Origin of the sequence: Actinomadura oligospora ATCC 43269, from assembly GCF_000518265.1 — a bacterium.
In the GTDB taxonomy this organism is placed as follows: domain Bacteria; phylum Actinomycetota; class Actinomycetes; order Streptosporangiales; family Streptosporangiaceae; genus Spirillospora; species Spirillospora oligospora.
The window spans coordinates 416,013-441,953 of record NZ_JADG01000010.1 but is presented as its reverse complement, the minus strand read 5'-3'; the positions used below and the strand labels follow the sequence as shown (position 1 = coordinate 441,953).

At 69.4% G+C, this 25,941-nt stretch carries 28 protein-coding genes and 1 pseudogene; 12 read left to right on the top strand and 17 right to left on the bottom strand.

What is annotated here, in order from left to right; translation table 11 throughout:
* Positions 1-84: 84 nt before the first annotated feature.
* Positions 85-660, bottom strand: coding sequence for a hypothetical protein (locus P696_RS0118175; protein ID WP_157429784.1), 576 nt, complete (start codon positions 658-660; stop codon positions 85-87).
* A 738-nt stretch (positions 661-1,398) separates the two neighbouring features.
* Between P696_RS0118175 and P696_RS56025 the strand changes: the two genes are divergently transcribed.
* The 5 genes from P696_RS56025 to P696_RS52610 all read left to right on the top strand — a co-directional run bounded on the left by P696_RS56025 (position 1,399) and on the right by P696_RS52610 (position 7,255).
* A complete protein-coding gene (locus P696_RS56025; RefSeq protein WP_157429783.1) occupies positions 1,399-1,545 on the top strand; it encodes a hypothetical protein in 147 nt (48 codons plus the stop codon).
* Between the two features lie 221 nt (positions 1,546-1,766).
* Entirely contained in the window at positions 1,767-4,268 is a 2,502-nt protein-coding gene (locus P696_RS0118160; RefSeq protein WP_170026497.1) for a lantibiotic dehydratase, read from the top strand.
* Positions 4,261-5,232 carry a lantibiotic dehydratase C-terminal domain-containing protein gene (locus P696_RS52615; RefSeq protein WP_051467825.1) on the top strand — a complete coding sequence of 324 codons (972 nt, stop codon included), beginning with the start codon at positions 4,261-4,263 and terminating at the stop codon, positions 5,230-5,232. Before P696_RS0118160 ends, P696_RS52615 begins: the two co-directional genes overlap by 8 nt.
* Positions 5,232-6,329: a thiopeptide maturation pyridine synthase gene (locus tag P696_RS0118150; protein ID WP_026413431.1), complete on the top strand. Its 1,098-nt coding sequence runs from the start codon at positions 5,232-5,234 to the stop codon at positions 6,327-6,329. Before P696_RS52615 ends, P696_RS0118150 begins: the two co-directional genes overlap by 1 nt.
* Positions 6,326-7,255, top strand: a complete 930-nt coding sequence (locus P696_RS52610; RefSeq protein WP_051467824.1) for a TauD/TfdA family dioxygenase — start codon at positions 6,326-6,328, stop codon at positions 7,253-7,255. Before P696_RS0118150 ends, P696_RS52610 begins: the two co-directional genes overlap by 4 nt.
* A 194-nt stretch (positions 7,256-7,449) precedes the next feature.
* Here the strand turns inward: P696_RS52610 and P696_RS56020 are convergent, their stop codons facing one another.
* The 4 genes and pseudogenes from P696_RS56020 to P696_RS58185 form a co-directional block, all read right to left on the bottom strand.
* A complete protein-coding gene (locus P696_RS56020; protein WP_157429781.1) occupies positions 7,450-7,596 on the bottom strand; it encodes a hypothetical protein in 147 nt (48 codons plus the stop codon).
* 656 nt (positions 7,597-8,252) lie between these two features.
* Complete coding sequence (locus P696_RS56015) at positions 8,253-8,396, bottom strand: hypothetical protein (protein WP_157429780.1); 144 nt, start codon at positions 8,394-8,396, stop codon at positions 8,253-8,255.
* Positions 8,397-8,906: 510 nt separating this feature from the next.
* Positions 8,907-9,290, bottom strand: a pseudogene (locus P696_RS54555) (NUDIX domain-containing protein); the annotation flags it as partial.
* A gap of 15 nt (positions 9,291-9,305) precedes the next feature.
* Complete coding sequence (locus tag P696_RS58185; RefSeq protein ID WP_245627708.1) at positions 9,306-9,443, bottom strand: hypothetical protein; 138 nt, start codon at positions 9,441-9,443, stop codon at positions 9,306-9,308.
* Between the two features lie 977 nt (positions 9,444-10,420).
* Here P696_RS58185 and P696_RS56010 point away from each other — a divergent pair.
* On the top strand, positions 10,421-10,630 hold the full coding sequence (locus P696_RS56010; protein WP_157429779.1) for a hypothetical protein: 210 nt from the start codon (positions 10,421-10,423) through the stop codon (positions 10,628-10,630).
* A gap of 163 nt (positions 10,631-10,793) precedes the next feature.
* On the opposite strand, the gene P696_RS0118130 is transcribed toward P696_RS56010, so the two are convergent.
* Positions 10,794-11,024 carry a hypothetical protein gene (locus tag P696_RS0118130; RefSeq protein WP_157429778.1) on the bottom strand — a complete coding sequence of 77 codons (231 nt, stop codon included), beginning with the start codon at positions 11,022-11,024 and terminating at the stop codon, positions 10,794-10,796.
* Positions 11,025-11,668: 644 nt separating this feature from the next.
* On the opposite strand from P696_RS0118130, the gene P696_RS52605 reads away from it, so the two are divergent.
* Both P696_RS52605 and P696_RS0118120 read left to right on the top strand, forming a co-directional pair.
* On the top strand, positions 11,669-12,199 hold the full coding sequence (locus tag P696_RS52605) for a DNA/RNA non-specific endonuclease (protein ID WP_084337691.1): 531 nt from the start codon (positions 11,669-11,671) through the stop codon (positions 12,197-12,199).
* Positions 12,200-12,536: 337 nt separating this feature from the next.
* Positions 12,537-12,734: a hypothetical protein gene (locus P696_RS0118120; protein ID WP_157429777.1), complete on the top strand. Its 198-nt coding sequence runs from the start codon at positions 12,537-12,539 to the stop codon at positions 12,732-12,734.
* A gap of 439 nt (positions 12,735-13,173) precedes the next feature.
* On the opposite strand, the gene P696_RS0118115 is transcribed toward P696_RS0118120, so the two are convergent.
* Positions 13,174-13,782, bottom strand: a complete 609-nt coding sequence (locus P696_RS0118115; RefSeq protein WP_211245779.1) for a TetR/AcrR family transcriptional regulator — start codon at positions 13,780-13,782, stop codon at positions 13,174-13,176.
* 101 nt (positions 13,783-13,883) lie between these two features.
* Between P696_RS0118115 and P696_RS0118110 the strand changes: the two genes are divergently transcribed.
* From P696_RS0118110 to P696_RS0118100, 3 genes are all read left to right on the top strand, one after another.
* Positions 13,884-14,666: an SDR family NAD(P)-dependent oxidoreductase gene (locus P696_RS0118110; protein ID WP_026413426.1), complete on the top strand. Its 783-nt coding sequence runs from the start codon at positions 13,884-13,886 to the stop codon at positions 14,664-14,666.
* Positions 14,667-14,921: 255 nt separating this feature from the next.
* Entirely contained in the window at positions 14,922-15,491 is a 570-nt protein-coding gene (locus P696_RS0118105) for a carboxymuconolactone decarboxylase family protein (RefSeq protein WP_026413425.1), read from the top strand.
* Positions 15,492-15,695: 204 nt separating this feature from the next.
* Positions 15,696-16,043 (top strand): DoxX family protein, encoded by a 348-nt coding sequence (locus tag P696_RS0118100; RefSeq protein ID WP_157429775.1) that lies wholly within the window; start codon positions 15,696-15,698, stop codon positions 16,041-16,043.
* Between the two features lie 74 nt (positions 16,044-16,117).
* On the opposite strand, the gene P696_RS46425 is transcribed toward P696_RS0118100, so the two are convergent.
* From P696_RS46425 to P696_RS59340, 5 genes are all read right to left on the bottom strand, one after another.
* A complete protein-coding gene (locus P696_RS46425) occupies positions 16,118-16,735 on the bottom strand; it encodes a TetR/AcrR family transcriptional regulator (protein ID WP_084337689.1) in 618 nt (205 codons plus the stop codon).
* 927 nt (positions 16,736-17,662) lie between these two features.
* Positions 17,663-18,079: a hypothetical protein gene (locus tag P696_RS56005; RefSeq protein ID WP_157429774.1), complete on the bottom strand. Its 417-nt coding sequence runs from the start codon at positions 18,077-18,079 to the stop codon at positions 17,663-17,665.
* Positions 18,076-18,930: an IS5 family transposase gene (locus P696_RS0118085; RefSeq protein WP_034485393.1), complete on the bottom strand. Its 855-nt coding sequence runs from the start codon at positions 18,928-18,930 to the stop codon at positions 18,076-18,078. The genes P696_RS56005 and P696_RS0118085 overlap by 4 nt, the downstream gene beginning before the upstream one ends.
* Before the next feature lie 450 nt (positions 18,931-19,380).
* Positions 19,381-20,349, bottom strand: a complete 969-nt coding sequence (locus tag P696_RS54550; protein ID WP_425394156.1) for an IS3 family transposase — start codon at positions 20,347-20,349, stop codon at positions 19,381-19,383.
* Positions 20,334-20,666 carry a transposase gene (locus P696_RS59340; protein WP_157429772.1) on the bottom strand — a complete coding sequence of 111 codons (333 nt, stop codon included), beginning with the start codon at positions 20,664-20,666 and terminating at the stop codon, positions 20,334-20,336. The genes P696_RS54550 and P696_RS59340 overlap by 16 nt, the downstream gene beginning before the upstream one ends.
* A gap of 516 nt (positions 20,667-21,182) precedes the next feature.
* On the opposite strand from P696_RS59340, the gene P696_RS58795 reads away from it, so the two are divergent.
* Complete coding sequence (locus tag P696_RS58795) at positions 21,183-21,572, top strand: hypothetical protein (RefSeq protein WP_051467822.1); 390 nt, start codon at positions 21,183-21,185, stop codon at positions 21,570-21,572.
* A 508-nt stretch (positions 21,573-22,080) separates the two neighbouring features.
* Here P696_RS58795 and P696_RS46410 read toward each other — a convergent pair.
* The 5 genes from P696_RS46410 to P696_RS0118050 all read right to left on the bottom strand — a co-directional run bounded on the left by P696_RS46410 (position 22,081) and on the right by P696_RS0118050 (position 25,714).
* Complete coding sequence (locus tag P696_RS46410) at positions 22,081-22,251, bottom strand: hypothetical protein (protein ID WP_425394153.1); 171 nt, start codon at positions 22,249-22,251, stop codon at positions 22,081-22,083.
* 154 nt (positions 22,252-22,405) lie between these two features.
* Positions 22,406-22,708, bottom strand: a complete 303-nt coding sequence (locus P696_RS55995; protein ID WP_157429771.1) for a hypothetical protein — start codon at positions 22,706-22,708, stop codon at positions 22,406-22,408.
* 565 nt (positions 22,709-23,273) lie between these two features.
* Positions 23,274-23,465 carry a hypothetical protein gene (locus tag P696_RS0118060; protein WP_157429770.1) on the bottom strand — a complete coding sequence of 64 codons (192 nt, stop codon included), beginning with the start codon at positions 23,463-23,465 and terminating at the stop codon, positions 23,274-23,276.
* Between the two features lie 82 nt (positions 23,466-23,547).
* Positions 23,548-24,483, bottom strand: a complete 936-nt coding sequence (locus P696_RS0118055; RefSeq protein WP_026413419.1) for an oxidoreductase — start codon at positions 24,481-24,483, stop codon at positions 23,548-23,550.
* Between the two features lie 52 nt (positions 24,484-24,535).
* The gene (locus P696_RS0118050; protein ID WP_051467821.1) at positions 24,536-25,714 is read right to left on the bottom strand and encodes an acyl-CoA dehydrogenase family protein; all 1,179 of its coding nucleotides are present in this window, start codon (positions 25,712-25,714) and stop codon (positions 24,536-24,538) included.
* Positions 25,715-25,941: the final 227 nt, after the last annotated feature.

The window sequence follows — 25,941 nt, the reverse complement described above, 5'->3', positions numbered from 1 at the left end:
CCCGCCTGCGCCGTTGCTGAATCGCGCGAGTGGGCCGCGGGTGGGATGGAAGCGCATCCCGCGTTCGCGAGCGGCTCGTGACTGTCAGCAGGTCGCCTTGAGGCGTTTTTCGTCACTGCCGTCAGGGCGGCGGAGGGTGCGGTTGTCGGGGAGGCCGACCGCGTCGCGTGTGACGTCGACCTGGACCAGCACGGTGTTGCTGCACTTGTAGGGCCAGTTCTCGGAGTTGAAGGTGGCCGACCAGGCGCGGTCTTTGACGCCGCAGGGGAAGGACAGCTCCCCACTGGAGCCGGCGGCTTTCTTCTGCTCGCCGAAGTCCGTGACGAGGGCCCTGGCCTCGATGGCGCAGTTGCTCTCCAGCCGGACGATCGGTTTGCCGTCGGAGGTGACCACGGTGCCGGCGGGAAGGGTCGACACGGTTCCGGTGACGGTGACGTTCTTGGACGTCCCGTTGCTGGGGTTGTTGAGCTTGAAGCCCTTGATAGTGATCGTGGCGTCGCTCTTCTCTGCGGAGATGGGCGGCGGGGGTGGGGCGGTGTGTGCGGCGGCGGCAGTACTCAGGAGTGCGCAGGTGGCCACGGCCGCGGCCGTCACGGGCCGGGGCAGGGCACGTGGTGTGCGGGCAAGCAGAAACATGACAACTCCCGGCGATCGAATCATCACGCAATGCTATCGACGGGGGTGGGGTGTCGCGCTGTGGCTTCTTGGTGACGAGTCCAGTGCGCCCCGGGCCCAGTCGCGCGCTCTGGTATTGGCGGGTGCCATGGTCCGCCGCCCCACCACACGCTCCTGAAGAGGGACGGCCGCGGCTGCTCCGACGCGCGGCCCCACCGGCGGCTAGCCATCGACGAACTCGACGCCCTCGGCCCGACGACCTGGAGGCGATCGTCACCGCCGCCGCCCGCGACCTACACGCACACCACGGGGCCCCGCCCACTGGCGCATCCCGCCCGACGTCGCCGATCAGGACCGCGCCGACTGGCTCGCCGGTCTCGCCGGCCAGCCCGCGCCCCACGAGTACGCCGAGCTCGATCCATCCCGGACGAGCGCGACTTCCTGCCACGGGTGCGGCCCCGCCGTCGGCGGGGCCGCACGACCGGTCAGGCCGTGTACTCGGGGTCATCCGCAACCGCCCGAGTGGCGAGCAGCATCGCGGCCACCGCGCTCGAACCCCTCACCCCGACCTTGGCGTCCCTGGCGCGTCTCCACGACCTCCTCGCCCGCCAATCCGCCCTCGACCTCGCGGCCGTGGTTCGCCCGCAGTGCCCCTGGAGTATCTCCCTGTGTTTTGCCTGGTGGGTGCGGTATGGATCGGGCGAGTGGGCAGGAGACTCGCGATGCGAACCGCACTGCTGGTCGCTCCGCCCCCGGGGCGCCCGGACGCGGCAGGAGGCAGACATGTACGAGACGACCGAAGAGCTCGCGCTGGACGTCGAGACGCTGGAGTTGGGTGAAGACGCTGACTACGGCGACCTCACGACGGGGCACGGAGTCCACGAACTGGCAGCGTCGAAGTACAACGGCTACGCCAGCTACATGGTGTGAGGGTCGGGTTGTGGGACGAGTGTGAGCCTGCGGACATGATCGGAAGGACCCGGCCGTCTGCCGGGGACGGTGAGGGTTCCCCGCCGCGCGGGGGCGGATCTGAGGGAGCAGCGCTGGGGGATCGCGGCCGGGTCGGGGCAGGTTGTGCTCGGGGACCGGCGGAGAGTCATGGGTCCTGGTGGGTTCATCCGGACGTCGCGGTGCGGGTCGCTGGTCTGCCGGTGCGGGCGCTGGTGGAGTTGCGGGCCGAGCGGACCTGGCAGCGGATCGGGCGGTTGCGTGAGCGACGGTACGCGTGGCGACGTGAGTCACAGCGGCTGGTTGACGTGCTGGAGCTGCATATCGGTGGGATTGGGCCGGGTGAGCTGCGTGGGTTGCTGGTGGCGTTGCGTCGGGCGGTGTTCGGCGGGCGGCCGTTGAGCGGGCGGATCAATCCGGCTGGATTGGGCGCGGCTCTGCCGTCGGGGCTTGCGGGTGACCTGCTGGCCTGGCAGGGCGAGCGTGCATGGCTTGCCGGTGAGGTGGAGCGGTTGCCCGCTGTGCTTGCGGCTGAGGTCGGTGGCTGTGTGGCGGCGGTGCGTGGCTGGATGGCCGAGGATGCGGTGCGGCACGGACTGTGGCATGCCAGTCCGGTGCTGGCGGGTGAGTTGGAGAAGTGGCTGGCCGCGGTCCCCGGGGTGAGGCCCGAGCGCAAGGTGGTGCTTCGGCTGGCCCGGTACTTGTCTCGGGTGGCGTCCAAGACGAGTCCGTTCGCCGGGTTCACCGCCTGGGGCCTGGGCCGCTTCGGGGAGGCGGCGCCGCGGTCACCGGCGACAGCCGCGATCGTCCAGGCGGACGCGGGGTTCACTCAGCGGTGCGCATGGACGTTGGCGGGACAGGACGAAACGGGATCCCGGCTGCCGCTGCGGCTCAACTCCAGCGCGGTGTTCGCGTCGGAGGCGGTGGTGTTCTTGGGCGCGGCTGCCGGGGAGCCGGTACACGAGCTCCGGCTGACACCGATGGTGCGCGCCTGCCTGGAGGCGGTCCGGTCTCATGCGGAGCCGTCCGCCGAGGATGTGTGCGAGTTGCTCGGCGCGTCCGAGAACGGGCCGTCGCATGCCGAGTTGCGCCGTTTCGTCGCCGCGCTCGTCGAGTTGGGGTTGATGGAGCAGCGGCTGCCGTTCGCTGACCAGGACGCCGATCCGTGGGGTGCGATTCGGAACTGGCCGCAGGTGCCCGTGCAGCTACGCGAGGCCGCTGCTGACCTGGACGAACGGCTGCGCCACGCGTCCGGCTGCGCAGAGGCCAGGCGGACCGCTGACCGCGTTCGCCGAGTGCTGGGCCCTGGTGACGAGCCGTCGGCCCGGCCTGGTGGTGAGCTGATACGGCACGACGCGGTTCTGGCAGAGCCCCTTCTGGTGGGTGACGAGGACGATTGGCGGCCGATCTTGGCCGACCTCGACGCACTGAGGCCGTGGGCGGGCCTAGCCGAGGCGAGCCTGCCGCTGCGGCTGACCGCTTCGGCCTGGGCGATCGGAGCGCTCGGGCCCAGCGGCAGCCTGCCCTACCTGAGCTTCTACCGCAGGCTGTGTGGTGCCGGAGTGCTGGAACCGGACGGGAGCCTTCGCTCGGAACTCGCCTCGGCACGCGCCAGCGGCGCGACGTCCGATCTGCGTTTGCTGGGATCGCTGCGCCAACGCGCCCGCGACCTGCTGTACGCACGGCCCGCTACCGGGCCATCGCGTCTCGGCGATCCGGGCGGTTGCGGCGGCACCTGGTTCGATCAGTGGCAGGCGATGACGCGGGCTTGGCCGTCGTGGGTGCAGATGCCCGCGTCGCTGTCCTGTTTCGTTCAGCTGACCCCTACCGGCGTGGTGCTGAACGGGATGGCCACCGGATATGGCCGTGCCCGCAGCCGGGCCCAGGCGCTCGCCGACGCGGCCAACGGTGGAGGGGACGGCGGAGGCCGGTACCTGGGCGACGTGCTGGTGGCCGAGGTCGATGGGTTGTTCGGCAGCGGCCTCAATCGCCGCCGCCCGGCTGCCGCGTTCGCGATCGACTACCCCTATACGCGCTCACGTCGCCCGGCCGAGCAGGTGATCCCGTTGTCGGACCTGGTCGTCGCCTGGCGCGGTGGCGGTCTGCTCACTTTGTCGTCCCCGCGTCATGACCGGCAGGTGCGGCCGGTGCATCTGGGCGGCGTCGCCGACGGCTTCCTGCCGCCCGCGCTGCGTCTCCTCGTCCGGTTGTTCGGCGACTTCACCGCGCCGTATCGGCCGACCTGGCTGCTCGGTGAGGACGATGATCCGTGGGCGCATCAGGGAGTGCGGCACACACCCCGGGCTGAGATCGGACGCCTGGTCCTGTCGCGCGCGGCATGGTGGATGCGCGCTCGCGACCTGCCGTGCCGCGGTACCGGCGAGTCCGATGCGCACCTGATGTTGCGCTGGGCCGACTTCTTCGCCGCCCACGCGATCCCTGAGCGGTGCTTCATCCGCGCCCTGACCGGCCAGAACAAGCGGGCGGGGCATGGCCGTTCGGAACACAAGCCGCTGTATCTGGACCTTGCCAGCCCACTGCTGCTCGGCGGCGTCGAACGGGAGTTGAGCGCGCCGGACGCGCGGGTGGTCGTCCATGAGGCGCTCCCCGACCCCGCCCACACCCCGATCTCGGCCGGTGACCGCGACCACCGCACCACCGAGCTGGTCATCGAGGTCAACGGGCCCGAGGTGGCCTATGGCTGACCCTTCCAGCCGCTGGATCAGCGCTCACCTGTTCTGCTGGACGGACCTGGACACCGTCCTGACCGACGCGGTCGCGCCCCTGCTGGGCGAGCTGCATGACCAAGGCACCGTCCGGCGGGCGTTCTACCTGCGCTACTGGGAGGGCGGCCCCCACCTGCGGCTGCGTCTGCAACCGGCCGCACCCGAACACGAGCTCGCTCTGCGTGCCCGTCTGCTGGGTTTGCGGCCCGCCCTGGACGCCGGACGGCCCGACGCACCACGCGTGCGGGAGTATGCCGCCGCGGCGGCCCGACTCGCCGCAGCCGAACACCGCGCCGACGACTATGACCGGGACCTGCGGACACGCGGTCAGGTGGAGTTCGTGCCGTACCGGCCCGAGCACGACTGGTACGGCCACGGCCCCGCGCTGGCCGCCATCGAGAAGCACTTCTGCCGCTGCAGCCACCTGATGCTCGGGGCCGTGGCCGCCGCAACCCCGGCCGCCGCCCGCGCCGGCCTGGCCTTCGCCCTGCATGTCGCCGCCGCCTGCACGGCCGTCCCAGAGCCGGACAACCTCGATGGATACGCGTCGGCAGCCGACAGTGACTACCGGGCCCGACCTGCGCTGCGACGCCAGGCCGAGCGTTGCTGGCAGCTGACCCACGCTCCCACCGGGCCCGCACCCGGCGGCGGCGTCCTGGCCACCTGGACCGCCTCGCTCCGCGCCCTGCACGCCACCCTGATCAACCCCGCCCTGTACCGGCCAAGCCTGCCCGAGTACGCCCGCCAGCACCCGGCCGCGACCGGCCCGCTGCCGATCGTCTACACCCGGCTCGCCCACCTGGCCGCCAACCGGCTCGGCATCAGCCCCGGCCAGGAGCACCGCATCGCCGCCCTGGCCAGAGCCGCCCTTGCCGACCTGACCACCCGACCACCCGCGACTCCACCACCACACCAAGAACACGCCGATGAAGGAGGAGCCTGATGACCGCAACCTGGCACAGCACCCAGATCTACTACTACGACACCAGCCACGACCACCTGTCCCTGGACGCCGTCCGACCCGCCCTGCGCGCCCTGGCCGGGCACATCGACGCGGCCTACGTCGTTCCGCACTGGCGCCAGGGCCCGCACCTGCGCGTCAACGTCCGCTGCCACCCCGACGCCTGGACCCGCCATGTCAAACCGGAGATCGCCGCCCGCATCGGCGCCTACCTGGCCGAACACCCCTCCACCGCGGCCCTGGGCCCCCGCGCACCCCGCGAGCACGCCCGCCTGGCCCAACTGGAGCTCGAGGACGGGCCGCTCACCCCTTACATCGACGACAACACCATCACCTTCCAGCCCTACGACCCCCGCCTGCACATCTTCGGCACCATCGAAAGCAGCAGCCTGCACGCCGACTTCCACGCCGACGCCACCGACCTGGTCTGGCGGATCCAAGATCAATGCCGCGACCGGCAAGCCGACCGCTTCACCATCGCCCTGGAGTTGATGTGGACCACCAGTCACATCGTCTTCCCGCCGATCCAGCGCAGCGCCGCCTCCTACTACTCCCACTCCCGGGCCTTCATCTCCAACAGCCCCGACCCCACCGCCCGCACCAACGAATACGCCGTCCGCTACGCGGCGAACAAGGACGCGCTGGCCGGTCGGCTCCGCACCCTCCTGGACGCCGTCGACGGCACCGGCACGCCGAATCCGCTGATCCGGGACTGGGCCGAACTGCTCCGCCGCTACAAGAACCGCGTCACCGAGCTACTCCCATCCGGCCGCCTGCCCATCACCGACGGCGACCTCCCGCGTTCCACCGCCCCGCTCCGCCCGGTCCCCCTGATCAGCGAGCTCGCCGCCGAACGGCACATGCGGCAGTTCCGCGAAACCGTCGACTACCAGCGCTACCGCCTGCTGCTCAACTACACCTACGGACTGCTGACCCGCCTGCGTATCCGGCCCATCGAACGCGGCCTGCTCTGCCACCTGGCCGCCGCCACCGTCGAGGACGCCTTCGACGTCGACATCGCCGCCCGCTTCCGCGACTTCCTCGCCCACCCGCACCCGCTGGAAGGCAGTCAGCGGTGAACGCCCAAGCCTCCACCCCCGCCGGCTGGGGGACCGAACGCCAGAGCCCGTTCGGAGTACGGTTTCTCGCAGGCCCCACAGCCGTCCTCGCCGACCTGGAGCCCCGGGCGGTCCTCGACCTGATCGCCGTCGAACACCTACTCATCCTGCGCGGCCTGCCCGCTTCACTCAGCGTGGAGGAATTCGAGGCGTTCGGATGCGGACTCGGCGAACCCATCCTGTGGTCCGACCGGCCCGCCTTCGACGTCCAAGCACACCCAGAACCCGAGGACCACCTGTTCGAGTCCGGATTCATGCCCATGCACTTCGACGGCATCTACTCCGACGACCACACCCCCGACCTGCAGATCTTCCACTGCGTCCAGGCCGTCGACCCCGCCCTGGGCGGAGCCACCCTGTTCTGCGACACCACCCTGGTCCTCGCCGACGCCGCCCCCGAAACCCGTGCCCTGTGGGGCGACCTCATCGTGCACTACGAACGCCCCATCGCAGGCCATACCGTCACCCGGGACCTGCCGCTGATCACCCGGCACCCGCACCACGGACATCACACGATCCGCTACAGCGAACCCGTCCCAGCCGGCGTCACCATCATCAACCCGCCCCGCGTCACCCTGCCCGACGGCCACCACGCCGAGACCATCACAGCGGACCTGCACGAAGCCATCCACGACCCGCGCCACCTGTACACCCACCACTGGCAACCCGGCGACATCGCCATCGCCGACAACCGCACCCTGCTCCACACCCGCCAGCCCTACCCCGCCGACGCCCCACGCCTCCTCCGCCGCATCACCACACGCCACACCGCCAAACCCCACCCAAACCGCCCCCGCGGACAGGGGCACGCCGCGGTACCACCGGAGAAGTACCGCAGCCCGCTCCAGGACGGGCAGGCCAGCACCCGCACCGCGCCGTCCGGATGAACCCGCCAGGACATCACGCTCCGCCGGGACCCGAACACACATCAGCGCTGACCCGACATGCCCCGCCGATGCGGTCCTTCCGCACCAGCCTGCTCCCGCCCGCCACACCGTCCACCATGCCGCGGGGGCCCACCTGTCCGCGACGGACGGGCGGGCCCCCTACCCAGGCAGCGAGTCTTCCACCGCCTCAGGCCTCACACCATGTAGCTGGTTCCAGAAAATTCGCCGGATGACGCCAGTTCATGGACCCCGTGCCCCGTCGTGAAGCTGCCGTACTCGGCGTCCTCGCCCACTTCCAGCGTCTCGACGTCCAGCACGAACTCTTCGGTCGTCTCGTACATGTGCGTGTCTCTCCTCGCGTCCGGAACGCCCCGGGGGCGGAGCGCCCAGCAGTACGGTTTGCATCGGGAGTCCTCCCCAGTCCGCCGATCCACAAGGCGCCCGCCAGGCAAAACACCGGAAGATACTTCAGGAGCCACCACAGAAGCCCCTGACCAATCTTGCGAGCGTGATCCTGTCGGACACGTGATGAACCACCTCTGAGCACCACACGACCCGGGACGCTCTGGTAGCCCACCTGCCGTCTGGAACCTCCCGCTGCCCCGGCCCCTCCCGGCAGGGATTCGTCAGTTGCTTCATGAAGCCACGCGCGTGCGCGGGAGGGGGTGTCGCCAGTTGTGCCCGGAGCCCGACGCGCGCGGGCGCGTAGGTGCAAGCCTCGTTGTGCCCCTTCGGTGCGCCAGTGGGCGCCTAGCGGGCCCGGAGGGGCCTGCCCCGCCGAACCTCCCTGTTCCGGAACAGACAGCCGCCCACCGTGTGCGCGTGGTTGCGCTTGGCAAACGGCGGCCGACCATACCGGTCTCATCGCGGCTCCATACCTGCCCACACACGTGTATGGGCGTGTAAGGACGTGTGCGGACCCCACGGTCAGTCGGTTGTGATGGACCGGTGTTCGGGAAGGTGCGATCGCCCCATTTATAGGCGGGGATCCAGGAGATCAGCGACGCAGGTCCCTACCCCTCGGCGGCGTCCGGGCGGGGGGGGCGGCGAGGTAGTCGTCCACGGCGCGCTCCCAGGCGCCGTGGGACTCGCGGGCTTGGTCGTGGAGCCGTCGGACGTCGGCCGGATCGGGGGGTGTCATGCGCCCCGATCCTGGCTGCGTCCCCCGGAGCGGGCGGGCACGGGCAGGACCTCGGCGAGTCCCGGCGACCACGGACGGACTGGACACGCCGGGTAGCGGCCAGTGTGGCCCGGGGACGGCGCGGGTCAGGTGCTTGGGGCCTCGCGACGCCCGTGGCCGTCGCAGTGCGGGCACGGGTGCCGACTGGACGCCGACGCTGCCGTCGTCGTGCTCGTAGACGAACTTGCTCCAGTCGCCAGCCCTGGCTGTGGCAGTGGGTGCACGGGGGGCCGAACACCTGCGCGTCGAGCTGCTCGGCCTCGCGTTGGCGGACGCGGGCCCGCTCGTAGGCCTGCTGGATAGTCACCACGTTCCGTCCGGCGGTCAGGCTCCACACCACGATCGCCCTGAGCCCGGCGAGCAGGGTGCCCATCACGACCACCTGCGCGGTCCCGGTCGGATCGGACAGCAGCCACACCGCCACGGCGAGGACTCCGGCCAGGACGGTGAGGTAGAGCCCGATCCCGCGCGTCACAATGTCTCCGGCGTGTGCTTGGGAGCGGTCGCGGGCTGGGCGGGGTGTTCGCCGTAGTCGGCCGTGTGGGTGCGGAGAGCCCGGAGTGCACGTTGGAGTCGTTGGGCCATGTCGGGGCGGAGGCGCCGGTGAGCCTCTTGAGGTGCCAGCATCGCGAACTCGCTGATTTCGCCATCGACGATGCGCAGAGCGGCGAGTTCGGCGCCGGTGAGGATCCCGCCGTCGAAAACAAAGACGAGCTGATCGTCCCACGGACCGTGGGGGCCCACCCAGTCGAGGACGAGCAGGGCGCCGGGTTCGAGGTCGATGCCGAGTTCTTCGGCGATCTCGCGGCGCGCGGCCGTGCGTGGTGGTTCGTTGCTTTCGGCCATGCCGCCGGGAAGGTCCCAATGCTCCTAGTAGGTGGGGTTGACCAGCAGAATCCGGCCCGCTTCGTCGCGGACCAGGACGTCGGCGGCGACGCGTTTGCGGGCCTGCCGGGCGTTGCCCTCGGCTAGGTAGGCGAATCGGGCTTCGTCGTCGGTGACGGCCACGCAGGGTCCTGGCCTTCCTGTACACCGGGGATCTGGGTGAGTCTGCTGAAGAAGCTTGCTACCTCAGGGGCCGCATGGAAAGGGCGCAGCGAGTTCGCAAGGTGGGTGACCCGGTTGGTCACCCGTGCCGAACTCAACGACGCCATCCCGGCGCAGACCTGCTCGCCCAGCACGGCCGCTTCATCGACACGCCCCGCGGCGACCAGGACGTGAGCAAGGGTTGAGCTGCCCAAAGGATCGGCTCCGGCCCCTGTCGCCGAACCTGAGGCGGAGGACACCTCGGGCGTACCGCTCTGCTTCCTTCAGCCTGGCGTGCCGTTCCACTTCTTTCCGTCGGGCCAGTTGCAGGAAGCACAACGCGGCCTCACCTGCCAGAGACGCCCGGTCGAAGTCGGCGATCCACTCCGCGGGAGGCTTCCCCAGCGTCCACAAGGACGCTTTCCGCCTGTTCGATCTCCGCAGTACAGCGGTGGATGTCTCCCTCCAGGGCGTATCCGCGTGCCCGCATCGAGTGGAGCCGGGCGACAAGCCGCGCGACCCCGGCGGCATCGGGCCTGTCGGTACCGCAGTTCACCCTCCAACACCGCCGCCAGCCGGACACGAGTTCTGAGACGGTGCCGTCCTGCGGGAACACCGGGATACGCGACGGCGGCGACACGGTCACAGAAACGATCATTTCTGAGACACGCGTGGGTGGCGTCCACCATGCCCGTACACGTCCATGCACGTGTGCGGACGTGTATGGGCAGCTCCATCGAGGGCCGGTGTGGGCGGCCGCCACCGCCAGCCGCAACCACGCACAGGGGCGGCCGCCTGTTCCGGGACGGGGGAGGTTCGGAGGGGCGGTGGCTCACTGGGACGTGAGCTGGTTAGGAGATGGTGCCGGGGAGGCGGAGGGAGCACATCGCGCGACGGACTGTGCACGGCGACTGCTGATGGTAATCATCGCTGGTGGGTCTGAGGGAAGGGAGAGCACCATGCGGGTCACGCTGATCGTTCCGCTGGCTGCGGCCGCACTCACTGGCGGACTGCTGAGCGCACCTCCGGCTTCGGCCGGGGGATCAGTGACCGCGCCGGGCGATGTCACAGCCCAACAGTGCCGCGACGGCGGCGGCACGGTCCTGCCCACGCCGTATTTCGCCTACTGCGTCGGCGGTACCTACAACGGGCAGAGAGTGACGGGCTGAGCGGGAGGCGGTTGAGCCAGGGGGCAACCTGCGGTTGCCCCCTGGCTCAACCGCGGTCTCGGGTCTGTGGGACCAGCCGCGCCACGACGGCCGGGCCTCGAAGGGCTCCGGCAACGCCCTCTGCGGCGCTGCCAGAACCTGTGTTGCCCTTTGCTCGGCTGGACTAGTAGAAAACGGCCTGGCCGTCGTAGGTGCCGCCTCGGCAAGAGGCCGCCTCCTCGAGACCAAAGATGATCTCGCCGCCGCCCTTGAGGCACTGCTCCGGCGTGACAGCCGGCCTCGCGCCGACCGCCGCCTGGAGTGCTGCCGAGGCGGCAGGTGCGCCGAGCAGCGCACCAACGAACACGGGGATGAACGCGGCAACGACCAAGGACGCGATCCGGGAGATGCGCATGGTGGTTTCATTTCTATAGAGCTCGCTCCCCCACAGGCTCACCGCCTCTGTTCACCGCGCACAATCGGCGGCAGGAGGGGTTTCCCTTCCTGCCCGCACAGAAGCCAGGTTCTGCAAGCCCCACCGCCACAACTGCGGGTGCCGGTAAGAGCCGTTTCATAAGCCCCAGACGAGCTGCGGGTCGTCGCATCGGGTGGGATGGCGGCCGGCGCGGTCACGCACGTCCTGCCGCACGGTCCGATGAAGTAGCCGCGCCGGCGAGTCGGGCGCCGCCCCGGAACCTGCCATCCCACCGTCCCGCCCAACCTCCCCTCGCGGCACCCGCCACCCTGACCTCACCCGCACGCGGCAACCACCGAAAAGCCGACGCTCGCCCGGCGACACCTCCGTCCGGCCGGAACCACTGGGAGTGGCCTCATCGGTATCAGGTGTCACTGGCGTACCGGCCACGTTCCTGCTCCACCTCGACCGCACACCCCGACACGCGGATCGAAGACGGTCGACCGGCGGAGCAGGTACTGGCGGACGCCGACGGTTGTCGGCACGATCGCGCTGGCGGCTGGTTTGTCCGCCGGGCCCGCGGCGTCGGCGTCCTCCGAACAGGCTCTGCAGCGGAAGCCGGATGACGCGAATGCGAGAAGAACATCACCCCGAGCCACACCTACACCGCCAACGCGCGGAAGTTCACGACCGATAGATACGGGCGTCCTGAGACGGCGCTGTCCAAGAACGTGGTGGAGAAGACTTCCCCGCGCGACAAGACATGTGAGACCACGGTCGGCGGATGGGGCGGGGCGGGTTGGCAGGGCGGCCACCTGATCGCATCGACGTTCTGGGGCGCCAGCATGCGCTACAACCTGGTCCCCATGCAGGGCACCCAGGTCAACCAGGGACTGATGAAGCGCGTCGAAAACGGCACCCGCCCCTGCCTGAAGAACAAGAAGAACGGCGACAAAGTCACCGACTACCTGATCCGGGTCCAGTATCCCGACAACACCACGGTCGTGCCCGACCGGATCTATGTGTCGATGTCCCCGACGATCAGCGGCACCACCCGCGAGTTCAAGTTCAACTTCCCCAACAAGGTGACGGATTCCAAGGACCTCAAAACCCTGCAGACTCGCATGCGCACCGCGTTCGTCAACGCCGGATGCAAGGACGCCCAGTTCATCTAGCCGAGCAACACCGAGACGGGCACCATCGAGACCGGCATCGTCGACCCGCGCACCATGTGGGCATTCCTCCCTGGCGCGAGGACGGCTGTTGGCCACCCCGCCCCGCCCCGCCCCCGTGAAGCATTGGGCCAACACCCGCACTGGCGGATGCGACCCGCCGATACTGAACACGCGTGGGACGGCCCCTCCTCCTCTCCGCGTGTGACACCTAATCCGCATTAGGTGCCACCCAGTCCCTCGGCGAGCCATGCTCGGCCCGAGCCCGTCCAGCTCACCGCCTCGGCACGGTCGACGGCTCGGGTGGATTATGTGTCACAGCCTCCGAGGAGGCTCTGTGGTGACCAAGGTCATCGCTGGCATCCGCAAGGACGTGGCCCCTGCTGCGGCCGGGTCGGACGGATCCACCGTCGCCGAAGAGGAACTGCTGCTCAATCCGGACAACTCGATCAGCGGCATCGCCGAGTTGCGGTCGTCTCGGCGGGCGCTCTCCACAACTACGTCCCCGACCTGTGCGAAGTACGGGAACCGCAGTTGACCGCAGTGGTGGCGTTGCACGCGGCCGGGTCTTCACCGGGAAGATCTCCGCCCGGGTCAAGGTGCGGCCGGAGTTTGCGGCGCTGGCGCTGTGCCGTGACGTCCGTGCGGCCGCGCCGGATCAGCCGGTCATCGTGACGGTCCGCGAAATGAAACGGCCGGCGAGCAAAGCCGCCGAGAGTGGGGCGACCACCGCCGCCGGGCGGAAGGCCGGCAATGGTGGTCGGTTCGTTTCGTCCGCAAGCCAGGCTCATCAGCCCGGCGTCCACCGATCACAACGGCTGACGATCCGAGGTGAGCGGGCGCTGGCGGACCGGTGTGGGCTCTGGCATCCAGTGCCCTCCCAAAGTCAGGCTCTAGAACCTGGCACCCGCTCACAACATGCGATCAGCCGCAAACGGACGTTGAAGGGGGACGGCGGCTTCGTCCTGCGTGGGGTGTCAGCTCTGGGGGGCGAGGCCGGCCAGCAGGACGTCCAGGGCCAGGTCGCAGGCCTCGTCCACCGGGGTGTCGTCGAGCAGGCCGCCGACGGCGAGCGCGGCCAGGCCGTGGACGGCGGAGAACACGACCTGGGCCAGCCGTGCGGGGTCTCCCTCGCGCACCGTTCCGGCCCGCTGGCCTTCGGCGAGCAGGCGGGCGGCGAGGTCCAGGCTCTGGTGTCCGAGGCGGAACAGGTCTTGTCCGGCTTGGTCGCGGGCGTGCTGCAGTTCACGTTTCGCGGAGAACATCAGCTCCAGGAGTGCGGTGCGTTCTCTGGCGAAGCCGATGTAGGCGCGGCTGAGGCCGCGCAGCCGCTGCTCGACGGTGCCCGGCGTGTCCGCTGCGTCCTGGGCCCGCTGGTTGAGGTCGGTGAACCCGGTGGCCGCCAGGGCGTCGAGGATCGCCTGCCGGTCCTGGAAGTGGCGGGTCGGGGCGGCGTGGCTGACGCCGATGTCGCGGGCCAGGCCGCGCAGCGAGAGCGCGGCGGGTCCGGACTCGGTCAGCACGGCCTCGGCGCGTTCGAGCAGGGCCGCCCTCAGGTTGCCGTGGTGGTAAGGGCCCTCGGCCACGTCACACATCCTCGGTGTTGTCGGTTGACTACAATGATGTCACGTGCCTACATTGGAGTCAATGCAGTCTTCCCAAGAAGCGGAGCACCACCATGTCCACCATGTCCTACCAGGGGACCGTCGCCCTGATCACCGGCGCGAGCTCCGGCATCGGCACGGAGTTCGCCCGTCAGTGGGCCCAGCGGGGCGCCGACGTCGTCCTCGTCGCCCGGCGCCTGGACCGGCTTGAGCAGCTGGCGGCCGATCTGGAGGCGGCGCACGGCGTCACGGCGACCCCGATCGCCGCCGACCTGTCCCGCCCCGGGGCGGGAGAGGCCCTTCGCGCGGAGGTCGAAGCCCGGGGCATCGCCGTCCAGACCGTGATCAACAACGCGGGCTTCGGCGGCTTCGGGCCGTTCGCGAAGCAGGATCCCGACGAGATCGCCCGCATGATCCAGCTGAACGTCGTCGCGGTCACCGAGGTCAGCCGGGCCTTCCTGCCGCAGCTGGTCGCCGACGGGCGCGGCGCACTGGTCAACGTGGCCAGCCTGGCCGCCTACCAGCCCGCCCCCAACATGGCCGTCTACGGCGCCACCAAGGCGTTCGTGCTGAGCCTGACCGAGGCCCTGGCCTACGAGACCCGGGCATCCTCGCTGCGCGTGCTGGCCGTGTCCCCCGGAGCGACCGGCACCGAGTTCAACGACGTGGTCGGCCAGGAGGAGCTCGGGATGGGCCGGGTGGCCACACCGGCCGAGATAGCGGCCGCGACCCGCCAGGCACTGGAGCGGGGCAACGTGCCGCCGAGCGTCGTGCCCGGCCTCACCAACAAGGCGATGGCGCTGGCCCCACGCCTGCTGCCCCGGCGCGCCATGCTGGCCATGTCCGGGCGGGTGTTCAAGGCATGACCGCAGGGGGGCCGCCCCCACCGATCCCGCAATCAACTACCACCCGGGACCGGCCAGCAGCCACCATCACGCACGCCACCGAAGCCCATCGGCTCCCACGCACCCGCATCCTGGGCAGCGTCATCAACGAGTACCGATACATAACTTGACCTGCAGCGACGCCTTCCGGGTCCCGCCGTTTGCATATCTGGAGTGTATGCTCCATAATATTTCCGGAACGAACACTCCATAAATACCTCTCGAAGGAGCCGCACCATGGCCCAGGCTGAACGCCCCCTGTCCCTGCCCGCCCGCACCGTCGACGACCCGGACCCGGCGGTCGCGGGCGTGCTCGCGGACGCCAAGGCCCGCAACGGCATGATCCCCAACATGTACGCCCGGATGGCCAACCTGCCCGGCCTGCTGCAGGCCTACATGGACGGCTACCAGGTCTTCCGCTCCGATTCCGCGCTGTCCCCCGCCGAGCAGGAGGCGATCCTGCTGACCATCAGCCGCACCAACGGCTGCACCTACTGCGTCGCAGCCCACAGTGCGGTCGCCGACATGACCAAGGTCCCCGCCGAGATCACCGACGCCATCCGTGACGGCCGCCCGGTGCCCGATGAGCGTCTGAATGCGCTCGTCACCTTCACTGCGGCGTTCGTCGAGTCCCGCGGCCTGCCGACGGCGGCCCAGGTGGACGCCTTCCTCGCGGCGGGCTACTCCGAACAGGACATCCTGCGAGTTCTGCTCGCCGTCTCCATCAAGACGATCAGCAACTACTCCAACCACCTCTTCCACACCCCGGTGGACCGCGGGTTCGCACACCGCACCTGGCAGGACTGACACGACGGGCCCTTGCCCCTGCTGCTCTCGCCAGGGGAGGCATGTAAGCGCCGACCGGGCGCCCCGATCGGGGCGCCCGGCGCTTCAAATGTCCCAGGCAGTTACAGAACGCTTGCTCCACAATTCTGGGTCCGAGACTCGAGGAGCTGCAGCGAGCAGGAACTCCAAGGGACCACTCCTGTGGTGATCCACAGTGCGAGATTCATGAGGCGCTCCATTGTTGCCTCCGTCGCCTTGGCCGGCGGCGTCAACAAGTCCCTCGTGCCCAAGGAGAAGCTGGTCAGCGTGCCTGGAGGAGCCTGGACCAAGGACGCCGAAGTCGGCCTCGTCAAGGCCACCGGGGCCCTCGATCTGCTGGCCGCGTTCGGTCTGCCCCTGCCCGCGCGCCCGACATCGCGCCGGCCCCTCGTGCCAGTGACCGCCGTCGGCTTCGCCCTGCTGATGGTCGGTGCCATCAACGTCCGCCGCCGCCATGAAGGGGAGGCCAAGTACATCGCGGCGGACGCGGCCCTCCTCGCGCTCGCGGCGTTCGTCGCCGTCGGCCGCGCCTGAGCCGTGGCGGGCACGTGCCGGGGCTACGCGATCTCTCGCTCCGGAACCCCGCAGTGTCCTGCCGCCTCGACCGCTCAGCCCTGGGTCGCGAACATCCGCATCAGCGCGTCGATGATCGTGCGGGCCTCCGCCGTGTCGCCCGCCCGGGCCACCACGAGGGCCCCGTAGGAGCCGGCCTGGAGGATCCGGGCCCGGTCCTGGACGTCACCGGGCGGGAGCTCGCCGGAGGCGACCGCGCGGTTCAGAGCGGCGGTGATGCCGGCGTACACACGATCGCGGTAACGGCTGGTCCGCGCGGCGATCCCGCTGTCGTGCGGCGCTACCTCGGTGGAGGTGTTCACCATGAAGCAGCCAGGGATACCCGGCTCCGACACGGACTGCCGGAGGGCCTCCAGGAAACGGCGCAGATCTTCAAGCCCTTCGTTGCCGCGCTCCAGGGGGGCCAACAGATCGTCCCGGTTGCGGTCGTAGAGGGTCAGTGCCGCCTCCAGTACGCCGCGCTTGCTGCCGAACGCCGAGTACAGGCTGGACATCGACAAGCCAGTGGCCGTCACCAGGTCGCCCACCGACGAAGCCTCGTAGCCCTTGGCCCACAGCGTGCGCAGCGCGGCCTCGGCGGCCGTGTCGACATCGAACGAGCGCGGGCGGCCGCGGCGCGCCCCGGGCGTCTGGCCGGATCGGTCGCTCTCCATTTCTGCAGTGTACGCTCCAGAAAGCTTCTGAAGCACACGTTTCAGAGCTGGGGCCGCCGACCGTCGGAATCCCAGAGGGCCTGGCCACCCGCCAACGCCCCTGTTGGCCGCCCATCACCAGCACCATGTCCGCCCAACGCCGTTCCCGGCGGCCGTACACCGCCAGATCTTGACCGCCCACCCCCAGGCCCCAGTGGCCACGAGCGCCTGGGGAGACGGACAATAGATCCGCGCGCAACACCGCTTTCTGGGCTGGCAAACGTCCGCAGCGCGTGGCGGTCTGGGCGCGGCAGCTCCAGGTGCCGTGCCCGAGCGACGGAGGTCGGTCCCAGAGCACAGCAACGGGTGGCGGTCGATGGCCCGGACCTGGCACGCCGTTCCGCCCGACCAGGGCGACGCCGCCCGGCGCCGTTGACATACTTCCCCTTCCACCTCTTCCGTCCACACGTCCGACGACCGCAGCTCCTCGTGCCGGGATGCGGCAGTTTGTCTGCGGCTGTTTGACTGGGGCGGGCTCGGCTCAGGCGGCGTCGAGCGGTCGTTGCTGGAGCTACACATTTGTTGGCTGGGGGACGCCCACCGCTGGCTCGCAGTGCCCGGCCGGAACGGTGAGTTGGCAGCACCGTGTGGTGGCGACGTTCAACAAGCCCGGAGTGGGAACGGAAACGCACGCTGGGCCGTGGGCCGGGGGGAAGACGAAGTCGTACGTGAGCGTTGGCTACGGCTGGTACGTCATCGCCCACCACGTCGAGCAGGAAAGCGGCACGGGCTGACCGCCGCCAGCACCCGGACGCCAGCCGGGCTAGAAAACTCGTGAGGAAGGCCCCCACGCAGGCGTGGGGGCCTTCCTCACGCTGGTGTCGGGGGGCGTAGAGGGGCGGAGAAGCTCCCTTGACCGTTCGACTCCAGCACTCAGAGGGTGTTCTGTTAGGTCTTGGGTGCCTTGATGGTGAAGAGTCCCTTTTGAGGTTCGGTGGCGAGGTCTCGCCCGACCAGGCGTTTGAGTTTGGCGCTGATGCCCTCGACGGTGTTTCTTGCTGGTGGGGTCCTGGCCGAGGGCGTGGGTGATGTCCTTGGCGTGGAGGCCGTCGGGTGGCCGGCTAGGAGTGTGAGGATCTGGGAGTAGCCCGGCGGAAGCTGCGGCTGTGGGACGGGTCCGGGGCCGGTGGGCTGGGGCCGGGTGATGGCGAGCAGGGTCTGGTGGGTGATGTCCAGGCGTTCAAGAAGCTGCCGGGCGTGGTCGAGTTCGGTGGTGAGACGGTCGACGTCGGCCTGAGCGGCGTCTCGCTGCCGTGTCAGGTGCCGAAGAAGCTGCTCGGGCAGCTCAGGAAGGTGAGGGTTCACGCGGCGAGCGTGGCGGTGGGCCGGTCGCGCCAGCTGGTGGTCGTCCCGGTCAGGCGGCGTGTCATCCGGTCGGTGGCGGCCCGGTAGATGTGGGCTTGGCTGCTGGCGGGGTGTTTCTCGTAGTCCCGGGCCAGGCGGCGGTGCGGCGTCAGGGTGCCGAAGGTCTGCTCGACCACCCACCGTTTGGGCACCGGGGTGAACCCTCTGGTGCCGGGTTCGGGCTGCACGACCCGGACGTCGATGCCGAGGGTTCGGCCGTGGTCGGCGAGGGCGTTCTTGAATCCCGCGTCGACCCACGCGGCCGTCACGGTCGGATGGTCGATGGCGACCTGGTCCAGCAACTCGATCCCGATCGCGTTGTCATGCACGCTCGCGGCCGTGACGTAGACCGCGAGGAGCAGACCGAGTACGTCGGTGGCGATCCCGCGTTTGCGGCCCCGGGACTTCTTGCCCGGGTCCAGGCCGGTCGTGTCCGCCGGGACGCCCGCGGCGGCGTGCACGGTCTGGGAGTCCACCACGACCGCGGTCGGGTCCTCGCCGCGCCCGGCGACCTCACGGACCCGGGCGCGCAGCAGGTCATGGATCGTCTGGGACAGGCCGTCATCCCGCCACAACGCGAAGTAGTAGTACACCGCCGACGGTGGCGGCAGGTCATGCGGCAGGTACTCCCACCCGCACCCGGTCCGTTCCAAGTAGAGCAGCGCGTTCACGATCTCCCGCATCGGATACCGGCCCTGATGACCCGACACCGACGGACGCCGCGCCTTCCACGCCGCGATGATCGGCTCGATCAACGCCCACTGCTCATCCGACAGATCACAGCGATACGGCTTCCGCGCAGCACCCGCGATCCCCGTACACCCAAAGCAACCCGCTCAACGCACCCCGTCAACACCCAGTGACAGGACCCCCACCAACACAACAACCCACACGCCGACAATTAATCCGTAGGTTGTGGGTTCAAGTCCCGCGCGACCCACCATCCCCGACCTGGGCAAACGCGAAAATGCCGCGTTTGCCCAGCGTCATTTTCGCCCCAGTTTGTCCATGATTGCTCCGTGGCCGTCCGGCGGACAACCCCTGGCACCAGGTCTGGCGCGAGGGCAGACCAAGTAAGCCCGAAAGGGGCAACGGAGTAGTCGGCTCTGCGGCTGGGGGCGGAGCTACTGTTCGTCGCGGTTGATGTAGATCAGGCACCAGCCGGCGCGTGACCAGCGGACCTCGATCGCGTACGGCAGGATGCCCCACCGACCGCGAGCAACACCGCCTTCACCAAGCCCGCCATCAGGCGGATTACGCACTCACGGCTTGATCAACGCAGTCACTGAGTTCGAGCCACACCCATTCACACTGAGGTTCCCCCCGTAGCACGGCCACCTGGGGTGAGATGGGTCAGCCGGTGGCAGCCTGCTGGGCGTGGTGTTGGTCCTCGTAGGCGACCGGGCTGAGCATTCCGAGACTGGAATGCCTTCTGAATGGGTTATACCAGCACTCGATCCATTCAAACACCGCCACCGCCAGCCCAGTCCTTGTTGCCCATTTCTTGGTATTGAGGAGCTCGATCTGTATCGTTCCCAGAACGATTCCATCATGGCATTGTCGCAGCAGTCGCCGATCGTACCCATAGATCCGAGGAGTCCCGCGTCCCGGAGTCGTTTCCCGAACACGAACGAGGTGAATTGCGTCCCGTGGTCGGAATGCAGGACGGTGGCGCCGGTGACCGGGTCACGGCGGGCGACCGCCGCCGCCATCGCGTTCACCACCAGTTCGGTGTTCTGGCGGACGTCGATGGAATGCCCGATGATCCTTCGAGAGAAGCAGTCCAGCACGGCGGCGCAGTACAGTTTCCCGTCGCTGGCAGGATGTTCGGTGATGTCGGTACACCACAGCCGGTCGGGCGCATCAGCGGTGAACGACCGCTGCACCAGGTCCTCGGCCGTGGCGGCGTTGACCAGGTTGTGGCGTCCACGACGCCGGTGGATCCCCTGGATCCCGGCCTGACGCATCAGCCGCTCGACCCGCTTGTGGTTCACCGACTCGCCCCGCCCGGCCACCAGCTCGGCGTGCACCCGCCGAGACCCGTGACTGCCCCGGGACTCGGCATGGATTTCCCGGATGATTTTCACCAGTTCGGTGTTGCGTTGCTCCCGTAGCGACGCCGGTCGGCCGACCCAGTCCTTATAACCCGACAACGAAACTCCCAATACGCGGCACGCGGCCGCGGCCGGGATGCCTAATCCGGCGAGCTCACGGATCAATGCGTACTTGATTCTGGGAGGACGTTCTCCCGGGCGGGTACGCCGCGGCGCGTTTGAGGATCTCGTTCTCCTGTTCCAGCTGCCTGGTCTTGCGGCGCAGCGCGACGAGCTCTTTCCTTCTCGGCCGTGGTCAGCCCGTCGGCCTGGCCTTCGTCGATCGAGGCCTGCCGGACCCACCGGCTCAGGCAGGATTGGCTGATTCCAAGGCTCTTGGCCAGCGCGGACACCGACTTGTCGCCGGTCCGGGCCAACTCCACGGCGCGACGCCGGAACTCCGGCGGATGAGGTGACGGCACGAGGTGATCCTTCCCGGATGACCGCCAGGTCATCTCAGGTCACGTGGCCGTGAAACGGGGGGAAGCTCACACATGACCAACCCGCTCACGGCTGCGCCGATCAGTTCATGCGAACGGGATTCTTCGTAGCGCCATGTGGATGACTGCACAGAACCGCAACCTGTCGCTACAGAGAGTTATGGCTCGCTGCAATCCGTGTTGTCCTTAACGGAGAGGATCCACCTGCCGCGCACGGCAACGGCTGTCTTCCGGCATACGAAGACCACGTGCTCGGCGTCCAGCCCATCAGTGCCGTCGCATCCATCCGCGCCGTGCGTGTGTCCACTACGCGGCGCACTCCCCCGGCGGCTCCACAGGGCCAAACCCCTTCCCTCAAGGACCATCATGGAGAAACCGTCCGAAACCGCAGCGCCATCCAACCCGACCTCGGCCCAGCCTCCGAACCCTGCCGACGTCTCAGCATTGGCAGGGGGCGCTCTTCCTCAGATCGGTGCAGGACAAGCCATCGGGCTGGCCTCTGGCGCACTCCCGCGACCACCCACCGCGAGCTTGCTGACGCTCCCGCTGGACATCCTCTCCCACCTCATCCTCGACCTGCAGTACAGCCTCCGGGACACCTTCCGATTCGCCAAGATCCGTCTCGCCGAGGCCATCGTCGGCCAGAGCCTTGCGCACCTCACCGGCGCCCTCCCCGGCGGCCTGACCAGCGCCGTCCCCGGCGGCCTGGCCGGTGCCGTCCCCGGCGGCCTGGCCAGCGCGGTCCCTGGCGGTCTGACCGGTGCGGTCCCCGGCGGTCTGACCGGTGCGGTCCCCGGCGGTCTGACCGGTGCGGTCCCCGGCGGTCTGACCGGTGCGGTCCCCGGCGCCGAGAGCGCGGGCGGGGCCGGGAGCGTAGTGGGTAAGGCCACCGGCGCAGTTCCCAAAATCCCAGGGCTGTAACTTCGGACGTGGGCCACTGAAGCCAGCGGGCCACCGGTCCTCACGACGCCGCCGACCGGACGGTCCGTTCCGACAGAGCGAGCCGTCCGGCCAGCGCTCCTCCGAGCGTGAGCATCTGCCGAGTTGGTGAGCAGACCCATCGGGAGAGACGGGCCGGGCTCGTCATTTCGGAGCCGCGATCGAACGTGAGTATGTCCGTCCTGCCGAGGCCACCCACGGCCCGCACCTGCGCACAACGCGAACACCCACTGATCAGCGTCCCGGCCACGCGGAGCGGACGGCTGCCGCACTGCGCCCCGGCCTTGCCCCGTCGAGGACGCTGGTCACTGCCGACCCGCGGCAAGTTCTTGCCCAATCTCAGCATCCGCGACATCGACTGCATGGGTTCGCGAAGTCGCCTGCACGGAGGACCTGGCACTGGCTTCCCAGGCATGGCGGTGCCTGTCAGCTGGTCCAATGCGCTGAGCAATCCAGGATGGGTGTAGTTCGAGCCCAGTGACTGTGTTGATCAAGCCGTGAGTGCGTGTTCCTCCTGGTGGCGGGCCTTGTGGAGGCGGTGTCGCTCGCGGTCGAGGTGGTAGGCCCAGTAGGCGTCCAGGTCGCCGTTGCCGAGGACCGCGCGGAGCTTCAGGATCGCCGCGGCCCCGGCCAGCCCCCACCTCGCGCCGGTGATTTCCACCCACCAGATGTCTGGCTGTGCCCTCGACCGCTCCGGTGGCGATCGGCCATCCGCCTGCCAGGGCCCGGTCGTACTGGAGGAACTCGCGGTGACGGGACAGGTAGCCGATGGCGGTGCCCAGGCCGTCGCGCCGGTCGGGGGGCGGCTCGGGTTCTCATGTCGGTGATGACCTGGTCGGTGTTGCCGACCAGCAAGCCCAACGCCCAACCGGCGACACGTCGTTGGCGGCCGGGGCGTCGGCGGTGCGGGGCGGTGGGATCGCCGCGGCGTGGAACGCGTCGATATCGACTGCGGCGGCGACCACCTGGTCGGCGATCTGCCGTTTCCCGATCACCGGCCCGCACCACGAGGTGATCGCGGCGTGCGCGTCGTCGAACGACCCGCGCACCGCCTCCAGGACGGCCAGTTTTCCGCAGGCCGTGCGAGTGCCGCCCGGCCGTAAGGGCGAGATGGTCATCGGCCGGACACCGGTTGCGGCGGCCCGGGGCGCGGATCGCGCACCGGGTCGCAGTCACCGTGCCGACCACGGTGGCCAGCAGCCGGTCTTGCCCCTTCTTCAGCCGCCATTCCTCGCGCAGCGCCCGCGGGTCCAGGTGGTCCTGCAGCAGCTGCCGTATCACCCGGCGCCCGCCCTGGACGCAGAGTTCTTCCCAGCTCGGCGTGGGTGAGCTCGCCCGCTGCCGGGCGCGCAGGTCGGCTAGGAGAAGATCGAACGAAGTCCTGGAGGCTGCAAACTCGTCCTCGGTGACGGCGTCGTCATACCGTTCCACCGGCTCTTCCTTGCTGGATGGGATCAATTGGTTGGCACCTTCGAACCTCCAGCAGGGGCGAACCGCCGCCAACCACCCGAGCGGTGAAGTGCCGGCGCCACCCCACCCCGGGCCACCGCCCTCAACGCCTACACCACAGTAGAAGCCGGTCACGCGATCAAACAGCCCAGGAACGAACGTCCAGCTCACAGACTCACTGCGCTCGAGCTACACCCATCGGCGGCTGAGCCAGCGAGATGCGTGGGGCGAGAGCTACGAATGCTCGGCCCTCAGCTCGTCCGTCAGCGAGCCGGACAAGGCGATCGGCCAGCACTGCGAGGCCCTGCACGGCTCGCCGACGTCGGGCCACCATGAGCGCCGGGTCAGGATCGTCGTCCCCGTCCTCGGGGCGGCGGACTGCTGGTCGTACGACCTCCGCGACCACCCGGCGCGGATCGCCGCCAAGCGCCGCACCTACGAGGTCTCCATCTGACGCGACCGTGCCCGGGGCCGGGTGGCCCCGGGGCACGGTCGGAGCGTATCGGGGTCACTTGGGCCGGTCCAGCGGGAACGGGACGCCGGTGAGCTTCTCCGAGAGCGACCAGAGCTCCTGGGCGGTCTCCGGGTCCCGGGCGCGGTGCACCGGCTGGACGACCGTCGGACGGCCGCGCATCTCGCCCGGACCGTCCGGTCCGATCAGTTGCCCGCCCTCGACGTCCGGGTCGGTCGCGGCGTACAGCTGGCTCCACGCGCCGCGGTCGGCCGGCTGGGCCAGCACGACGTTGAGGACCTGGTAGACGCGCTTGCGCAGGCCGGTCGGGCCGCTGGTCTGGAGGTTGGTGGCGGCGTAGCCGGGGTGGGCGAGGACACTGCGGATCGGTGAGCCGATCGCCCTGAGCCTGCGGTCCAGCTCCAGGCCGAACACGACATTGGCGAACTTGGACTGGGCGTAGAAGGCCGTCGGCGAGTACGAGCGGTCGCCGGTCAGGTCGCCGCGCTGGAGCCGTCCGCCGCGGTGCAGGACCGAGGTGACCGTGACGACGCGCACGTCCCGGCCCTGCTGTGCGGAGATCCCGAGCCAGTCGTACAGCAGGGCGGTCAGTGCGAAGTGCCCCAGGTGGTTGGTGGCGAACTGCAGCTCGAATCCCTGCCTGGTGAGGGTGCGCGGCGGCCACATCACCCCGGCGTTGTTGACCAGGACGTCGCCGGGCGGGCCGGCCGTGAGCGCCTCGGCGAACGCGTGGACCGAGTCCAGGTCGGCGAGGTCGAGCAGCCGGTACTCCGCCGAGGCCCGCGGCACCAGGCTCCGCAGGCGCTCCACGGCGGTCTCGCCCTTGAGGCGGCTTCGGGCGGTCATGACCACATGGGCGCCGCGACGGGCGACCGCCCTGGCCGTCTCGAATCCCAGGCCGCTGTTGGCGCCGGTGATGACGAACGTGCGCCCGGCCTGGTCGGGGACGTCGTCGATGATCCATCGCTCCACGGCAGCCTCCTCAGGCCGACTTCCTCGGGCCGACTTCCTCGGGCCGGGTCTCTCAGGCAGAGCGTGCCCGTATCCTGCGCGGTTCGATCCGGAGGCGCTTGATGACGATCTCGTTCATCATCTCCGTGGTGCCGCCTCCGATGCCCAGCAGGCGCGCGTCACGGTAGTGCCGCTCGACCTCCGACTCGCGCATGTAGCCCATGCCTCCGAACAGCTGCACCGCCTCGTGCACCACGTGCTCGACCGCGTAGACGGCGGTGTTCTTGGCGAAGGCCGTCTCGGTGAGGACGTCCTGGCCCGCCACGTACCGCTCCGCGACCGACCGGGTGTAGGCGCGCGCCACGTCCACCTGCCGGGCCATCTCCGCGATCTTGTGCTGGACGAGCTGCCGCGACGCCAGCAGGCCGCCGAACGTCTCGCGCTGCCGCACCCAGTGGACGGTCAGGTCCAGGCAACGCTGCGCGGTCGCGTACGCCTGCGCGGCGAGCCCCAGACGCTCGGTGACGAAGTTCTGCGCGATCTGCAGGATGCCGGTGCCCTCCGCGCCGACCAGGTTGGCCCTGGGCACCCGCACATCGGCGAACGCCAGCTCGGCGGTGTCGGAGCAGTCCCAGCCCATCTTGCGCAGCGACCGCGAGACCGTGAACCCCGGCGTGTCCTTGTCGATCACGAGCAGGGAGATGCCCGCCGCGCCGGGCCCGCCGGTGCGCACCGCCGCGGTCACGAAGTCGGCCCGCACCCCCGAGGTGATGAACAGCTTCGCGCCGTTCACCACGTAGAAGTCTCCGTCCGGAACGGCGGTGGTGCTGAGATTCGCCAGGTCGGAGCCGGTGCCGGGCTCGGTGACGGCGAGCGCGCCGATCTTCCTGCCCGCCAGCGTCGGCTTCGCGTAGCGCTCCACCAGGTCCTTGCTGCCGGAGGCGATGATGTTCGGCAGCGCGATGCCGTGGGTGTACAGCGCGCCGAGCAAACCGCCCGAACCGCCCGCCTGGATGATCTCCTCGAACACGATCAGGACGTCGAACACCTCACCGCCCGAACCGCCCGCCTCCTCGGGCCATCCGATGCCCAGAAGCCCGACCTCGGCGGCCTTGCGATGGATTTCGATCGGCAGTTTTCCGTCGTCCTCCCATTGGGCGAGATTCGGGACGATCTCGCGTTCGGTAAAGTCACGCGCCAGGGCGCGCAATGCGACGCGCTCATCGGTATTCCAGGGGCTTCCGGTCGTCATCCTTCCTCCAGCGGCGTTAGGAAGATGGGATCGAGCGCCGCGTTCCCCATCAGATCACATCGCTCTGACGTGCGGACTCTCTGCCAAGTAGAACGATAGTCACAATCAGTGATGCATCACTCACCGTACGTCACTTGCCTCGCCGTGACCTCTCCTCTTTCCTTGAGAGTGGCGCCAGGGGCTCGACTCTTTCGTAATGAGTCAACGATCTTGACCCATTTATCAAG